Here is a 14,795-nt window from a genome sequence, read left to right as displayed (position 1 = left end):
ATTCTAAATACTGTTAAAAACAAAAAAACCACGTAATTATTATAGCAAGTATATATATAAATATATTACCAATAAGCTCTACCTTTAAAATTTGTTGCACAAAATCACTTAATAAAGCACTCATTATAACTGTAAAAATAAAAATTCTTACATTATCTGAACTAGATATATCATTTGAAATAATTTTATATAAATAATTTCTTCTAAATAATAACTCATATTCTTCATTGTTATTTAACTTATTATGCAAAATATTTTTATCTATATCATAGTTATACCTTTTTATATATAAATCACTTATTATTTTTTCTATAAATTTATAGTCTTTAAAATTTATTTTTTCATAGTTAATTTGTATATTTAAAAATAGACCAAAAAATTTTCTTGGAAACGCCTTTTTTATTCTAATCCGTTCTTCATATGTTAGCTTTTCATTATTTAGAATGTTATTTATTTTTTTAGACACAATATTATGAATATTTAACCCTAAAATTCCTTTATTAAAATATAAATATAATTTATATTTTAAGCTATTATATAAATATATTTTTAATTTTTCTAACAAAACTCTTCACCCCTAAATATAATTACTAACTTTTACTCCTTTACAAATTATTTTTTTTGTTGTATAATTAAATTAACAAGAGGTAATTAAGATGTTGCCAACAATGTTTTATACTTTTATGTTTTTAGTAATAGCACAAAACTTTGCGGGCTTGGTGCTATTACTTTTTTGTGCTTTTAATAAGTACAATTATCAAACTTATGAAATTAATCATTGTATTTGACAATGTAAGTAATATTATTATTACCTTGTATGTACCCATTTGCACCACCTCCAATCTTATTAGATTGAAAGTATACCTCCTCTGTTTTATATTTATAATCATAAGTATAAAACATTGTTGGCTTGTAAGTAACAACACTTACTATATCTTAATTACCCTTTTTACATTTTACAACATTTTATTATTAGGTGCAACATTTTTTCCAAACTTTTAATAAACCTCTAAAACAAACAATCTATCAAAATCTACACTAAATTTTTCACTTTCTTTTAAGCTTTCAATACTATTTTTATAATTATTTTCAAGCCTTATTTCATCTAAAAATAAATCTTGTTCTAGTTTTTTAAGCTCCTTTTCTTTTAAAATTACTTTTTTATTAATACTTAATTTTTCAATTTTATTTACAGTTTTTTCATATTCTAGTTTTAATATGTTAAGCTCTGTTTTTATAGTATTAATATTATTTTTTAATTTTATTTTTTGTGTTTTTAAATCTTCTTTTAGATTGCCTAAATTTATTTCATTATTTTTGCTTAACCTATCTAAAAACATTTTTTCATATTTTGTTTTGTCCAAATTTTTTTCTATTTCTTCTATATTTTCAATATTAATATAATCTATATCTTTTGCCTCTTCCACCTCTAAACACATTATTTCTTTACACATTTCATTATTTAATATTGTGCCTGTTTTACTAACTCCTATAAGCTCACAAAAAAACTCTGTTGCAAACGACAAATGATTTATCTGTGCCTTATATCCCAAAATATAACAAGGTGATATATTACCTACAACCTTTATTTTAGCATATCCTTTTACCAAATATTTTACTTGTAGATTAAAATTATTTATTAATTTTTGTGTAATATTGCTTGTAAAAGTTAAATAGTTGTGATGGCTTATTCCCATACTTCTATCAAACATACTATATTTTATTTCTTTTTCTGTTTGCCTTTCATATATGTTTTTTGGTATGTAAGATTTTAGTATACTTATTGTCCTTGTTTTTTTATCATATTTAAACCCTTTTTCGTCTTTAAGCATAAATTTTGCTAGTTCCCATATAGCATTATTTATAAAATCATTTTTATATTTTAAATATGCTGGATTTATTTTATATCTTTCTTCTATCTCTTTGTTAAATATATATTTTACTATTGTTTCTGTATTATCTAATAACTTTATGTTTTCTTCTTTATTTTCTTCTAATATATTGTTATATTGTTCCTCTATCTCTTCTTTACTTCTTAATTTTATGTCCATATCTTCACAAAAGTCTATTATTGTATCTGTCATTCCCATTATGTCATTAAATTGTTTTAACCTTTTCTTTATAAGCTCTAATAACCTTACATCATAAAAGTTATTTACGTTAAAAAAGTTTACAACTAATACATCAAATGCCTGTCCCTTTCTATGACACCTACTTATACGTTGTTCTAGCTTTAACACATTGTAAGGCAAATCATAATTTATTACAAAACAACAAAAATCTAAATTAAACCCCTCAGATGCTATATCTGTTGCTATTAATATTTCATATTCTCTTTTAAATTTATCTATTATTTTATAATCTCTACTATTATCTCCGTTAAATACTAAAACTTTATATTTACTATTTAAAATGTTATATAAATAATTTTGAGTGGCTTTACTTTCTGTAAATATTATTGCTTTTTTATTGGCTCCTACACTTTTTAAATTATTAAACCCTTTTTTTAATATTAATTCCAATTGTTTTGTCTTCTCACTTGATTTTATACTATTACTAAACTCTAACATTAACTTTAATTGGTTTAATTCTTCATCACAATCTTCTATATTTTCTGCTCTTTTTATAATATTTTCAAGCATATTAGAAAAACTATTTACAGATGATGATAAATTTTTAGTAAACATTAACGTTAAATCATATAGCTCCATTTTAGGAAATATTTTTTTATTTTCTAACTTTAAATAAATTTCTATCATTTTATATAATTTTTCTTCTTTTTTAGTAAAATTATATTTTACCATTTTTATTATTCTATTTGGTATTTTTACATAATGTTTTACTTGTGCTTTCAAAGTTCTAAAGCAATATTTATTTACTTCTTCTAACAATTCTTTATATTTTTCCTCTTTTTTATAATATCTTTTAAAAAATGTATCCTTGTCCATTCCCCAAAAAGCATTATCATCTATAAATTTTATAATACCGTATAATTTTAAAATATTTATTTCAAAAGGTAACGGTGTTAATAATAGCTTAAAGCTATTTTTTATACTTTCTCTTAAGCTACTTATATATTTATTTTTATTATTATAAAAACTTCCTAATCTTTGTGCCTCATCAAAAATTACTATATCAAAGCTAGCTTGTTTTAATAATCCAAATTTATTATTTAAATATTCATATGTAGTTAATATTACTCTGTCATCAAATATATTTTCCGTAGCCTTTTCTTCTCCATTTAACACCTTATAATCTAATGTTAAATTATTATTCATAATTTCGCTCCATTGTCCTATTAAAGATATAGGTGTTACTATTAATATCTTTTTACCCTCTATATAATTTTGTGATATAAAAATCATAGATGTAAATGTTTTTCCAAGTCCTGCCTCGTTACCTAATATTAGTCCTTTTTCTTTACTATCTAATGCAAATATTGTTTCTGCTATTTGATGAGGATATACTTTCATAATAGAAGAAGAAAATGCTGGTATTAGTCTATCATAACCTTTGCTATTAGTTAATTTTCTAATTTCCGATATTTCATAAAATATATGATACCTACTTTTTCTTAACATAATATTAACGCTCCTAAACTTTATTTGCTTTATTAAATATATTATATAAAATATGTTGGTTATTTTCTACAATTATTTTGAATATAACTAATTTTAAAAATAATTTAATTATAATCAATTAAATCATACATTAATTGTAATAATAAAAAGAGAATGTTTTACACACACTCTCTCATACTGTATACAAAATATTTTATAGGTAATTTTTTTATTTTTATGCTTTTCATAAAAATTCTAATCACAATATGGGGCTTTGCCTCGTATTGTGTAAAAAGCTAGATTTATAGGGGCTTTAGCCCTTGTGCGAATAAATCTGCTTTTTCATACAGTATCTCAAAAAAATAATCTTGTTATTTTTTTGAAAGGTTGTAGATAAAGTCTACAACCTCAGAAAATGTTTTACACACTCTCTTTTTATATTATCTATTTTCTTTTAATATATTATAACTTTTTTATTCTTTTCATCTATATCTGCCTTTTTATTGTTATGTTTTAAAATATTATTCAAACTATAATATTTTTTACCATCTATATTAATACTATTTTCTAAATATATTTCATTTAAATCTATACTATTTAAGTTAAAATAACTTTCATCTACAAAAAATTGATTATCTATTTTATAAGCTAAACTATTTAATTTATATTCTTGCATTATCTCTCTTTTATTGTCTGCAAAAATTACAGATGATAAAAATATATCATTATTTAATAAATTTTTATAAGTTTCTAATATTTTTTTATTATCTGTTATTAAATAATTTTGCTTGTTAACTTTTTGTGTTTTAAAAGTATCATAATTTATATAGTTAATCATTTTTAATCTTTCATATTTATAAGGCATTTTATTAAAATATCTATTAAGTTCATTTATTTTATCATTTATATTATAGTTATAAGATGTATTGCCAAAATGCGATATAGCTAAATTTATAAAAATAGGCTTTTCACTCGCATATTTTTTATAAAAAAAATCAAATTCTTTAAACATTATATCTAATTTGTTGTTTTCATCTATATTTTCATATATTTCAATTCCAACCCAATCTACATAATTATCACCTGGATAAAAATCTTTTGCTCTATAAGAAAGATTTTTATCTATACTCCAGACCAGTGCAACATTAGGTGCATAAAGCTCAAAATATGTTTTTGCATCTTGTAAAAATTTTATATATTCGTTATTTCTACCTATAAAGCTATTATTTGCTGGGTATATACTAACAAACATAGGTATTTGTAAGCTTCCAAAATCTTTTGCAACATTTTTTATTAAAGTATTATTAAATGTATCTTTTTCATTTTCTGGTGGCAATATAGTTATAAATGGTGTTTTTAGATTAGAATAACAATTTAAAACCCACGATAAAGGATAACTATCATCTAATTTTTGGCTATACATATATATGCTAGGACTTGTATTTGTATAGCTTTCAAATTCCTGTATAAAGTCCCCTTCTATTTGCTCTATAAAAACACCTGTGTAGCATTTTTCTTCTGGTTCATATTTTTTTAAAGTATATTTATCTTTTTTATAAATATTATAAAGTTCTATTTGTTTATAATTATTTTGTACATTTACAGCCAATACATTTTCTTTAGGTTTGCTTTTATTACAACCTACTAAAATAATGCTTAAAATAAGTATACATATTTTCTTCACAAACACACCTTCTTTAATTATATTCTTTTAAGTATGTGTTTAATGCCTCTAAATAATGTACATAAAATTTTCCACTTTGCTTAACAATATATTTTTTTTCAAATGCTTTATATGGTATAGATTTTCTACCACCATTTTTAGCATTTTGCCACCATTTTAATATATCTTTAAATGGTAAATAATAATATTCATCATACATTTTAAAATATACAAGCATAAAAGCTATACCTTCTTGTTTTTCAAAACTTTCCATAAAATCTACTTGGTGTTGATGTATATTTTGTAAAGGTAAAAACCCTTGGCTTGTCTCTTTTGCATCAAAACATACTGGTATACCTTGTATTACACCCATATAGTCTACTGTACTTTTTTCGTTAAAATAAGCAAGTGTTATTGTTTTATTTTCGTTATTTATTTTAACTGGTGTTATAGGTGTTGGTATCTTTTGGATTATTGCCAAATTTTTCTCCCTATATACATCATTTGTAAGGTTTATAAATTCTTCTAAGGTGCTACCTCTAAGCCCTCTACTATTAAAATATCCCATTTTTTCACCTTTTGTTATTTAATTTATCTATTGCCCATAAAGCATAGTTTTTTATATCTTCTCTTGTATCATTTTTCATTTTTTCTAATATTTCTATTGCTTTTTCACTATATTTATAGTTAGCTAAAGCTATTATTGCATTACGCTGTAAAATTTTTTTACCTCTCCAACCACAAGCTGTTTTTTTATAGGTACTTTCAAATTGTTTATTAGTCATATTTAAAATTTCTTTGATATTAGGATAAAAAGTATCTACATCACATATTTCTTCTTTATATACTTCTTTATTATAAGGGCAAACTTTTTGGCAAATATCACAACCATATATTTGTCTATTAATAAGCTTTTTTTCTTCTTCACTTTCTAGCTCTTTTTTTTGTGTAAGATATGATATACATACTTTATAATTAAATCCATTTTCTAATATAGCTCCACTAGGGCAAGCTTTTATACATTTATCACAATTTTTGCATAAATCATCTGTATAAGTGTTAATGGTTGGTTTAAGTTGTACATTTGTTACCATATATCCTATAAAAAATATAGACCCTAATTTTTTATTAATAATGTTACCACTTTTACCAGCAATACCTAGTCCACACCTTTTAGCTACTTCTCTATCTACCAAAGGTCCTGTATCTACAAATATATCTCCTTCTATTTTAAGGCTATTTTTTATGTTTTCAAGTTTTTCTTTTACAAGTATATGATAATCTAGTCCCATGGCACCAATAGATATTTTACCTCTTATTTTATTATCTATATCACCTACAAAAGTTTTATTATAGCTAAGTCCTAAGGCAATAATACTTTTAGCATCACTTCTTATGAGCATAGGATTTATCCTTTTTTCAATATCTTTTTCTACAAAAGGTATATCACTCTTTTCTAATATAGGTTTTATACTATAAAAAGGTGTTGCATCTGATATACCTATAATAGTATTTTCTTCTTCAAAAGAATATATTTTTTCTTCTAATGTCATAATTTATCCCTTTAATTTATCTTTTAATATTTTCCATATTTCTTCTTTTTCAAGCCCTCTTTTCCAAGCTCCTGCTCCTGCTATATCATACTTTAAAACAAGATTTAATCTCTGTGTTATGCTCGTTTCATCTTCTAGCCAAACTTTATATGTTTTGCTACCTTCTTTTACTTCTCCATAGTTTTGTCCTGTTTTTTCATCAAATATAAAAGTTCCACCTTTTTCTTCTATAAAATTATAAGCTTTATTCATACTATAAGCTTTTGAAGTAAGCTTTACCTTATTATTTTGTAAATTTTCTGTCCAAATTCTACAATAAAATGGTATACCAAGTATAAGTTTTTCTTTAGGGACACCCTCTGCTAAAGTATCTTTTATAGCTATATCAGACCAGTTCATAGATGCAACAGACCCTGCACTTTCTGACCCTGCATAATGTTCGTCATAACCCATAACTATAACATAATCTGCTATTTTCCCTACTTCATTTCTATTGTAATGTTTAGTCCACGGCTTAGGTACAAATAAATCTACAGATAAAACTGCTCCTTCTGCTCTTAATAATGGAGCAAGTTCTCTTAAAAATTGAACAAAGTTATCTCCATCTTCTTTTGGAATACTTTCAAAATCAATATTTATACCATCTAAATCATACATAGCAACATATGCTAAAAGTTGCTTTATAACGTATTCTCTAATTTTAGTTGAAGATAAAACACTATGTGATATTTTTTTATCAAAATTATCTGTTAATAACCCCCAAACTTTATATCCATTTTTATGTGCCCAATCTACATATCCTTTATCTGCTATATTTATAATTTCACCTTTTTCATCTTTAAAAGAAAACCACGTAGGAACTAAAACATCTACTCCATCATGATATGTTCTTTTAGCCTGTGAACTATTAGCTAATACGTTTTGCACTTGGTCAAAAACAAGATTTATTTTTCCATTATCTACTTTCCAAGGAGCTTTGGCTACATAATCATTTTCATAGTTATTTTCCACTGTTTTATTTTCTATATTAATTAACAATTTTGTAGGTACAAATCCGATATAGCCATCATCATTTACTACTTTAGTATATCCATTTTGTTCATTTTCATAAAAATATACTGTTTCTCCTTTTTTAATTTTTTTAATATAAGGAGATTTTTTATCTGCTTCTTTTCTAATTCTAGTATTTTTAGATAAAGTAGCTTTTTTATAATCTTCTTTTATTATATTTAAAATTTTTGTATGTTCTATATATTGAAACTGTAACTCATAAAAATCTTGTAAAAATGATTTTGGTATGTAAGCTACGTTTTCTATATTATATATAGGTAAATTTAATTTTAAAGGCTCATTATTTACAAAATATTCTAGCTCATTTGTTTTCATTCTTATAACATTGTATTCATTTGTTATAGTTATTTGATTTTCTTTTTTATCCCAATAAATATATTTATCTATATAATCTTTAACAAAATCAATAGGAAGGTATATTTCATCATTTTGATATAAAGGTGGATTTTTCATAGATATATAGTCTAATTGCATATTTATACCTATCTCATCTTTAGATAAAGATACACTATCTCTATAATCTATATGCTTAAAACTTGGCAAAAATATTTTAAGTAATACTATAAAAAATATAACTAAAATAATTAAAGCTAAATTTTTAAATACTTTATTTTGTTTTTTATACTTCATATTTATTTTACCTCCATTAAATCATTTATAAATTATACGACAACTATTTTAAAAAAGTATAGTAATTTACCATTTTTATATATAATTTATAATATATTATATATTTATAACTTTTTTCTCTTCAAATAAGTATATTACTATTTATATAATAAAGCAATATATTTGTAATATAAAATAAGCTATATATAATAAAATTATAAATATAGTTTATTGGAGGTATATTATGAAAATCTTTATAGATGCAGGCCACGGTGGTAAAAATCCTGGTGCAATAGGCCCTAACGGTCTTCATGAAGCTGATGTAAATTTAGATATAGCTTTAAAACTTGGTAGAATATTATCAAAATGGGGCTATGAAATAGAATATTCCAGAACAATGGACATAACATTAACTTTATCTGAAAGAGCAAAAATGGCTAATGATTGGGGGGCAAATTATTTTGTAAGTATACATTGTAATTCTAATGTAAACCCAGAAGCTAGAGGAACTTCTACTTATTTTTATAAAACAAGAACAATAGCAGAAAGTTTTGCAAAAACTGTAAATAATAATTTAGTTAGACAAATAGAATTAAAAGATTTAGGAATATTCTCAGCAAACTTTGCAGTACTCCGTCTCACAAGAATGCCTGCTATATTAGTAGAAACCGCTTTTATATCTAATCCATATGAAGCTAGTTTATTAGCTACAAATTCATTTAGACAAAACTGTGCTATAGGAATAGCAAATGGTATAGCAGAGTTTACAACATAAAAATTTTAATATTAGTCAAGACCACCCGTTTAACGGGTGGTTTGCTTAAGTCCTATAATAACTTTTTTCTTGTTTTAAGCCTCTAAAAAGACCTTGAATACTCTGCCAATTACGATACTATTTCTTGACTTTCACTAAAGCTAATAATTTTTTACCTACTTATTCTTCCTATCTGTAAATGGAACAGTATACTTTTTTATAGTCTTTTGATCACTGTATGTACATATACCTTCTAAACCAAAATGGCTATTCCCATATTTATACTTTAAATTTACATACCTATCAAATATCATTAACCTGTTTTTACTACTTTAAATATAGCATAAATTATGATACACTCAAAATATAATTGTATCTCTACTAACATATATATTGTCTTTGCATGATTTAAGATTGTATGTTTTAACATATTTTTTCCCATAATGTGCTTAATATCTTCAATATATCTGCTTTTATCTTTCCATATATTTCATATCTTCTATATTTTAGTGAAAATGCTATATAATATTTACATATTAATTTAGAATTTGATAAACTATTTATATCTTTATGACTAAATCTGCTATGATTTTATTTTTAGGTGCCATACCAACTTTATTCTATTATATGAGTTTTTTTATTTTTCTATAATAATTTTTGCTTATCACTAACATATCTTGTGGTTTATATCAAATCTATTCAGCTATAATAAAAATATTTATAATTTTTATACCATAACTGTTAAATTTTATTTTTTTAATTTTTAAAGGTTCTATAAATTTATAATAAAATAATCAATAAATACCATTATATCAAACAAGTCATTTTTTCTTTTTAATACGTAAGAAAATAAGAACAACAAAAATTTTCTAAACAATTCAAAAAATATTTTAAATGTTTAAAATAACTTTTTGACTAAAAAATATAAATATTTAAATGAAGAATAAAAAATTCCATTTAAAAATATACTTAAAATTAGTTATAATGATGCATAATACTTTAAAAAAACCTTTTTTAGATCTTTGAATAATAAAATACTAAATGATACATTATGCTATATATTCTATCATGACTAAATTTAACCTTATGATAAAATTTTTTCTAATTAGCATAATAAAACAATTAATTCTTTTAATTTTTATTATATTAATGATTTTTTTTGAATATGTAATAATAAAATTAAGGTTTTAAAATGTAATGATTATGGTTATTATAGTTTTAGTCTTTTTATAAAGCGTATACTACATATATTAAATTGATTTTAATATAAAAAGTTATGGTTTTATAGTATATCTTTTTATATCTATTTTATTAATTTACGTTATACTAACTATTGAAAAAAATAATTTATTTTTAGTTTAAACCTATCAATATTAATATACAAATAACATTTACGATTTATGTAATTATAAATTATAATAATTAGTATCTTCTATATATATAGTTTAATATTTTTTAAATCTTTATCTAATTTTTAAGAAATCCAATAGATTTATACTTATATAATTTTAATTATTTTTATACTTTTTAAATATTTTTTGTAATTTAAAACTGCATTAATCATATAATGATCAAAAATATTTCTAGAATATAATATATTTTCTAACCAATTCTCTAATATTTCATCACTTTGTTATATTGCTTAGCTAATTGTTTTTTATACTTTGTTTCTTACCTTTTTCTATTTTTAAATTTTTATTTTCATTTTCTGATATATTTCTATAAAAATTATAAATCATACCCATTGTAAATAAACTTATAGCAACTATCCATAAAAATTATTTTTATAACCTTATGGTTCTATTTTATGTACTGATATATATGCTAGTTTAGTTCTTAAAGATATTTATATAAATTCTAATTCTTGCAATAATATAGTTCTAAATTTTTTTTCAAATAAAAATATTTTCAAGCATTACTTTTAAAATGCAGAAAATAACCTGTAAATGAATAATAATTAAAATTAAATAGTGTATTTATATATTTTTCTTGGTCTTATATATAATGCTTACATTTGATCTTCACATATAGTTGATGTTTTTATTTTATTTCAAATAAAAACATCATCATTGTATTACGCATAATATATAAATATAGCATAGGCATTACAAAGTCTATATAATATTATTATACTCTTATAAAAATGTTAATATTTTTTTAAAATCTTTTTTAAATTTTTATATACAATAATTTAATATCATAATCTTCTATTATATTATACATATATATCCTATATACAAAATCTAAAATACATGTTATAATATTAGCAAGTGATAGTATTATTATACCTTTTATAATTTTACTTTTACTCATAAAATCCCATTTTTAGATTTTTATTTAAATATGAGTTTTATTTATAATTATTACTTTGTTTGTAATTATCTATTTTAATTAATTTATTAATATGATATAATAAAAATTAAAATAAATATCAGGAGAATGCTTATGAAAAATAAATATACATTTTTACAACCAACTTTTTATAAAGATTTTAAATGTTCTGGTAATAACTGTGAAATAAATTGTTGTAGTTATAATTGGGGAATAACTGTAGATAAAGATACCTACTTTAAATATCGTAATGTTAAATATCCTAACGACTTAGTAGATTTATTAAATAAATATATTAAAAAAAATAGAAGTAAATTAAATAATAATAATTATGGTAAAATTGTCCATATAAAAGAAAAAATTAAAATAGATTACACTACTATAGAAGATGGTATTGAACAAGAAATAACTGAAGATATATATCTAAGTTTTTGTCCTTTTCAAGATGAAAATAAACTTTGTAAAATTCATAAAGCTTTAGGTGAAGATGGTCTTTGTACTACATGTAAAATATATCCAAGAGTTACCAACAATATATTTAGTAACTATGAACGTTCATTATCTATAGGTTGTGAAGAAGTTAGTAAACTTTTATATAATATAAAAGATGGTATTTCATTTGAACTTGTAGAAGTTAATAATAAAGATAGTGATTTTTATATCGTAGATTTATCCAAAAATAAAGAACTAATTTTAAATTATTTTGACGATATTAGAATAACTTGTTTAGAAATTTTACAATATAGAAATTTATCTTTAGATAATCGAATGATTTTGCTTAGTATATTTATGTTTAAAATAGATGAATTTAATAAAAATAATAATCTTAGTTCTATTCCAAACTATATAAATAACTTTTTTAATAATATTCAGCTATATGAACCAATATTAAATTTAAAAAAACAACAACAATATTTACTTTTAGATATAGTTTTAAAAGTTCTAGATTCTAATACAAACAATTTTGGTGTAAAAAGTCTTATATTAGAAACAAAAAAAGTAATTTTAACTTTATTTAAAGCTTATCTAGAAATAGTAACTGAAGAAAATAATACTTTTTCACCTTTATATAATGAATATAAAGAAAATAGAAATAAATTAATGAAAGATAAAGAATATTTTATAGAAAATATTTTTGTAAATTTATTTTTTGTTAAAGGATTTCCTTTTAATGGTCAAAACTCTATCAAAGAATGTTGTATTATATTTATTTTTAATTATATTTTCTACAAAGGTCTATTATCTGGATATTTAGCAAAAGAAGAAACATTAAATGAAAATATCTTGCATAGAATAAGTACTGTATTTGGTAGAACTTGTGCTGACCAACCTAGTAAATTATTAGAAATATTAAATGCATTTAAAAATAGTGAAATTGATAGTTTAGCATTTTTAGCTATATTAATAAAAAGTGCATAAAAAACCACCATTTAGGTGGTTTTTTACTATATAAACTATTAGTTTACAGATGCCATATGAGAAACTAAATCAAGACATTTATTTGAATAGCCCCACTCATTATCATACCAAGAAACTAATTTTACGAAATTATCATTTAATGCAATACCTGCTTTAGCATCAAATACAGATGTACAGTATTCATGGATAAAGTCAGTAGAAACTACATCATCTTCTGTGTATCCTAAAATACCTTTTAATTCACCATTAGCTGCTTCTTTAACAGCTGCTTTAATTTCTTCATAAGTAGCTGGTTTTTCAAGACGGCAAGTTAAGTCTACAACAGATACGTTAGTAGTTGGAACTCTAAATGCCATACCAGTTAATTTACCATTTAATTCTGGAATAACTTTACCAACGGCTTTAGCAGCACCAGTAGAAGAAGGTATTATGTTAGCAGCAGCAGCACGTCCACCTCTCCAGTCTTTTTTAGATGGACCATCAACTGTTTTTTGAGTAGCAGTTGTAGCATGTACAGTTGTCATTAAACCTTCGATTATGCCAAATTTATCGTTGATAACTTTTGATAAAGGTGCAAGACAGTTAGTAGTACAAGATGCATTAGATACAACATTCATATCTGATTTGTACTCTTTGTGGTTTACACCCATAACAAACATAGGTGCGTCTGCAGAAGGAGCAGATATAACAACTTTTTTAGCACCACCTTTAAAATGTGCAGATGCTTTATCAACAGTAGTGAATACGCCAGTAGATTCTACAACATATTCAACACCAGCTTCGCCCCAAGCGATATCTTCTGGGTTCATACATTGGAATACAGTGATTTCTTTACCATTAACAACAAGTTTGTCACCTTTGATAGAAACTTCACCATCAAATCTTCCGTGAACTGAGTCATATTTAAGCATATAAACCATATATTCAAGGTCAATAAATGGGTCATTTATTGCAACAACATCTAAATTATCTCTTTCAATTGAAGCACGAAATACAAGACGACCGATACGTCCAAAACCATTAATACCTACTTTAATCATTTTAAAGTCCTCCTAATTTTAAAGATTGAAGTTAAAAATTAATAATATTACTAATTTTTAACAACTATATTAACATTATAGCATAAATTATTAATAAGATAAACATTTTTTTAACGATTTTTTTATTTTTATTTTCTTTTGTGAACAAGTGATACAATAGACAAAGCTAAAGCACACCCACTTATTAATAATGCTACTGAACTTACAACAACACTTGTTACTTTCATATAATAACACCTCATTTTTTTATATTTTTTTATTAATTTTTACTTTTCTAGCCTTTTCTAATAATATAACTGTTATTAATATTAATATAGGCATAAAAATTAATGTTAATACTATATTTGTTATGGTAAATTTTTGTAGGTTTGATACTTCACCATATTCTAAAATAAAACTACATAATATACCTAAACTAATTAATACAAATGTAATATTATATATAAACACATATCTTTTATTTAATAAGTAAAATAATAGACTTATTAATAAAACACCTTGTAATTTCGGGTGTAATGTAAAAATACTTATACATAACATTGTACTAATGATAGTTGTTATATTTAATGTACTTCTCCATAATAAAATAAATATTAATACTGTAAATATTGTTAAAATTAGTTCTATTTTATTTAACATTATAGAAAATATAGGAAAATTAAATGTAATATAAAAAGGAATAAATATTATTATCAATGTTAATAAAATTTTATTTAGTACCTTTTCATTTTTTAATTTTAAATTATTTTTAATTTCTTTTATTAACTCATTTTTTAACATTATTATATTTTCCTT

The 14,795-nt window shown here is 22.6% G+C and carries 10 protein-coding genes; 2 read left to right on the top strand and 8 right to left on the bottom strand.

The window, feature by feature from the left end; genetic code table 11:
• Nucleotides 1-13: 13 nt before the first annotated feature.
• The 6 genes from NBW53_RS02760 to NBW53_RS02735 all read right to left on the bottom strand — a co-directional run bounded on the left by NBW53_RS02760 (nt 14) and on the right by NBW53_RS02735 (nt 8,477).
• The gene (locus NBW53_RS02760) at nt 14-565 is read right to left on the bottom strand and encodes a hypothetical protein (RefSeq protein ID WP_250278596.1); all 552 of its coding nucleotides are present in this window, start codon (nt 563-565) and stop codon (nt 14-16) included.
• A gap of 433 nt (nt 566-998) precedes the next feature.
• Nucleotides 999-3,581, bottom strand: a complete 2,583-nt coding sequence (locus tag NBW53_RS02755) for a DEAD/DEAH box helicase (RefSeq protein ID WP_250278595.1) — start codon at nt 3,579-3,581, stop codon at nt 999-1,001.
• A 433-nt stretch (nt 3,582-4,014) separates the two neighbouring features.
• Nucleotides 4,015-5,244: a glycosyl hydrolase gene (locus NBW53_RS02750; protein WP_250278594.1), complete on the bottom strand. Its 1,230-nt coding sequence runs from the start codon at nt 5,242-5,244 to the stop codon at nt 4,015-4,017.
• Between the two features lie 13 nt (nt 5,245-5,257).
• Nucleotides 5,258-5,791 carry a Holliday junction resolvase RecU gene (locus NBW53_RS02745; RefSeq protein WP_250278593.1) on the bottom strand — a complete coding sequence of 178 codons (534 nt, stop codon included), beginning with the start codon at nt 5,789-5,791 and terminating at the stop codon, nt 5,258-5,260.
• A 4-nt stretch (nt 5,792-5,795) separates the two neighbouring features.
• A complete protein-coding gene (gene queG / locus NBW53_RS02740) occupies nt 5,796-6,776 on the bottom strand; it encodes a tRNA epoxyqueuosine(34) reductase QueG (protein ID WP_250278592.1) in 981 nt (326 codons plus the stop codon).
• A gap of 3 nt (nt 6,777-6,779) precedes the next feature.
• Complete coding sequence (locus NBW53_RS02735; protein WP_250278591.1) at nt 6,780-8,477, bottom strand: glycosyl hydrolase family 18 protein; 1,698 nt, start codon at nt 8,475-8,477, stop codon at nt 6,780-6,782.
• A gap of 223 nt (nt 8,478-8,700) precedes the next feature.
• Here NBW53_RS02735 and NBW53_RS02730 point away from each other — a divergent pair, with 223 nt between their 5' ends.
• Nucleotides 8,701-9,231, top strand: a complete 531-nt coding sequence (locus NBW53_RS02730) for an N-acetylmuramoyl-L-alanine amidase family protein (protein ID WP_250278590.1) — start codon at nt 8,701-8,703, stop codon at nt 9,229-9,231.
• 2,424 nt (nt 9,232-11,655) lie between these two features.
• Nucleotides 11,656-12,960 carry a flagellin lysine-N-methylase gene (fliB, locus tag NBW53_RS02720; RefSeq protein ID WP_250278589.1) on the top strand — a complete coding sequence of 435 codons (1,305 nt, stop codon included), beginning with the start codon at nt 11,656-11,658 and terminating at the stop codon, nt 12,958-12,960.
• A gap of 38 nt (nt 12,961-12,998) precedes the next feature.
• Here fliB and gap read toward each other — a convergent pair whose 3' ends face one another.
• Both gap and NBW53_RS02710 read right to left on the bottom strand, forming a co-directional pair.
• Nucleotides 12,999-14,000 (bottom strand): type I glyceraldehyde-3-phosphate dehydrogenase, encoded by a 1,002-nt coding sequence (gene gap, locus NBW53_RS02715; RefSeq protein ID WP_250278588.1) that lies wholly within the window; start codon nt 13,998-14,000, stop codon nt 12,999-13,001.
• A gap of 246 nt (nt 14,001-14,246) precedes the next feature.
• The gene (locus NBW53_RS02710) at nt 14,247-14,780 is read right to left on the bottom strand and encodes a hypothetical protein (protein WP_250278587.1); all 534 of its coding nucleotides are present in this window, start codon (nt 14,778-14,780) and stop codon (nt 14,247-14,249) included.
• Between the last annotated feature and the right edge of the window lie 15 nt (nt 14,781-14,795).

This window comes from [Clostridium] colinum (assembly GCF_940677205.1).
GTDB lineage: Bacteria > Bacillota > Clostridia > Lachnospirales > CAG-274 > Tyzzerella > Tyzzerella colina.
The sequence above is the reverse complement of the archived record's forward strand: the minus strand, read 5'-3'. Positions and strand labels throughout refer to the sequence as shown.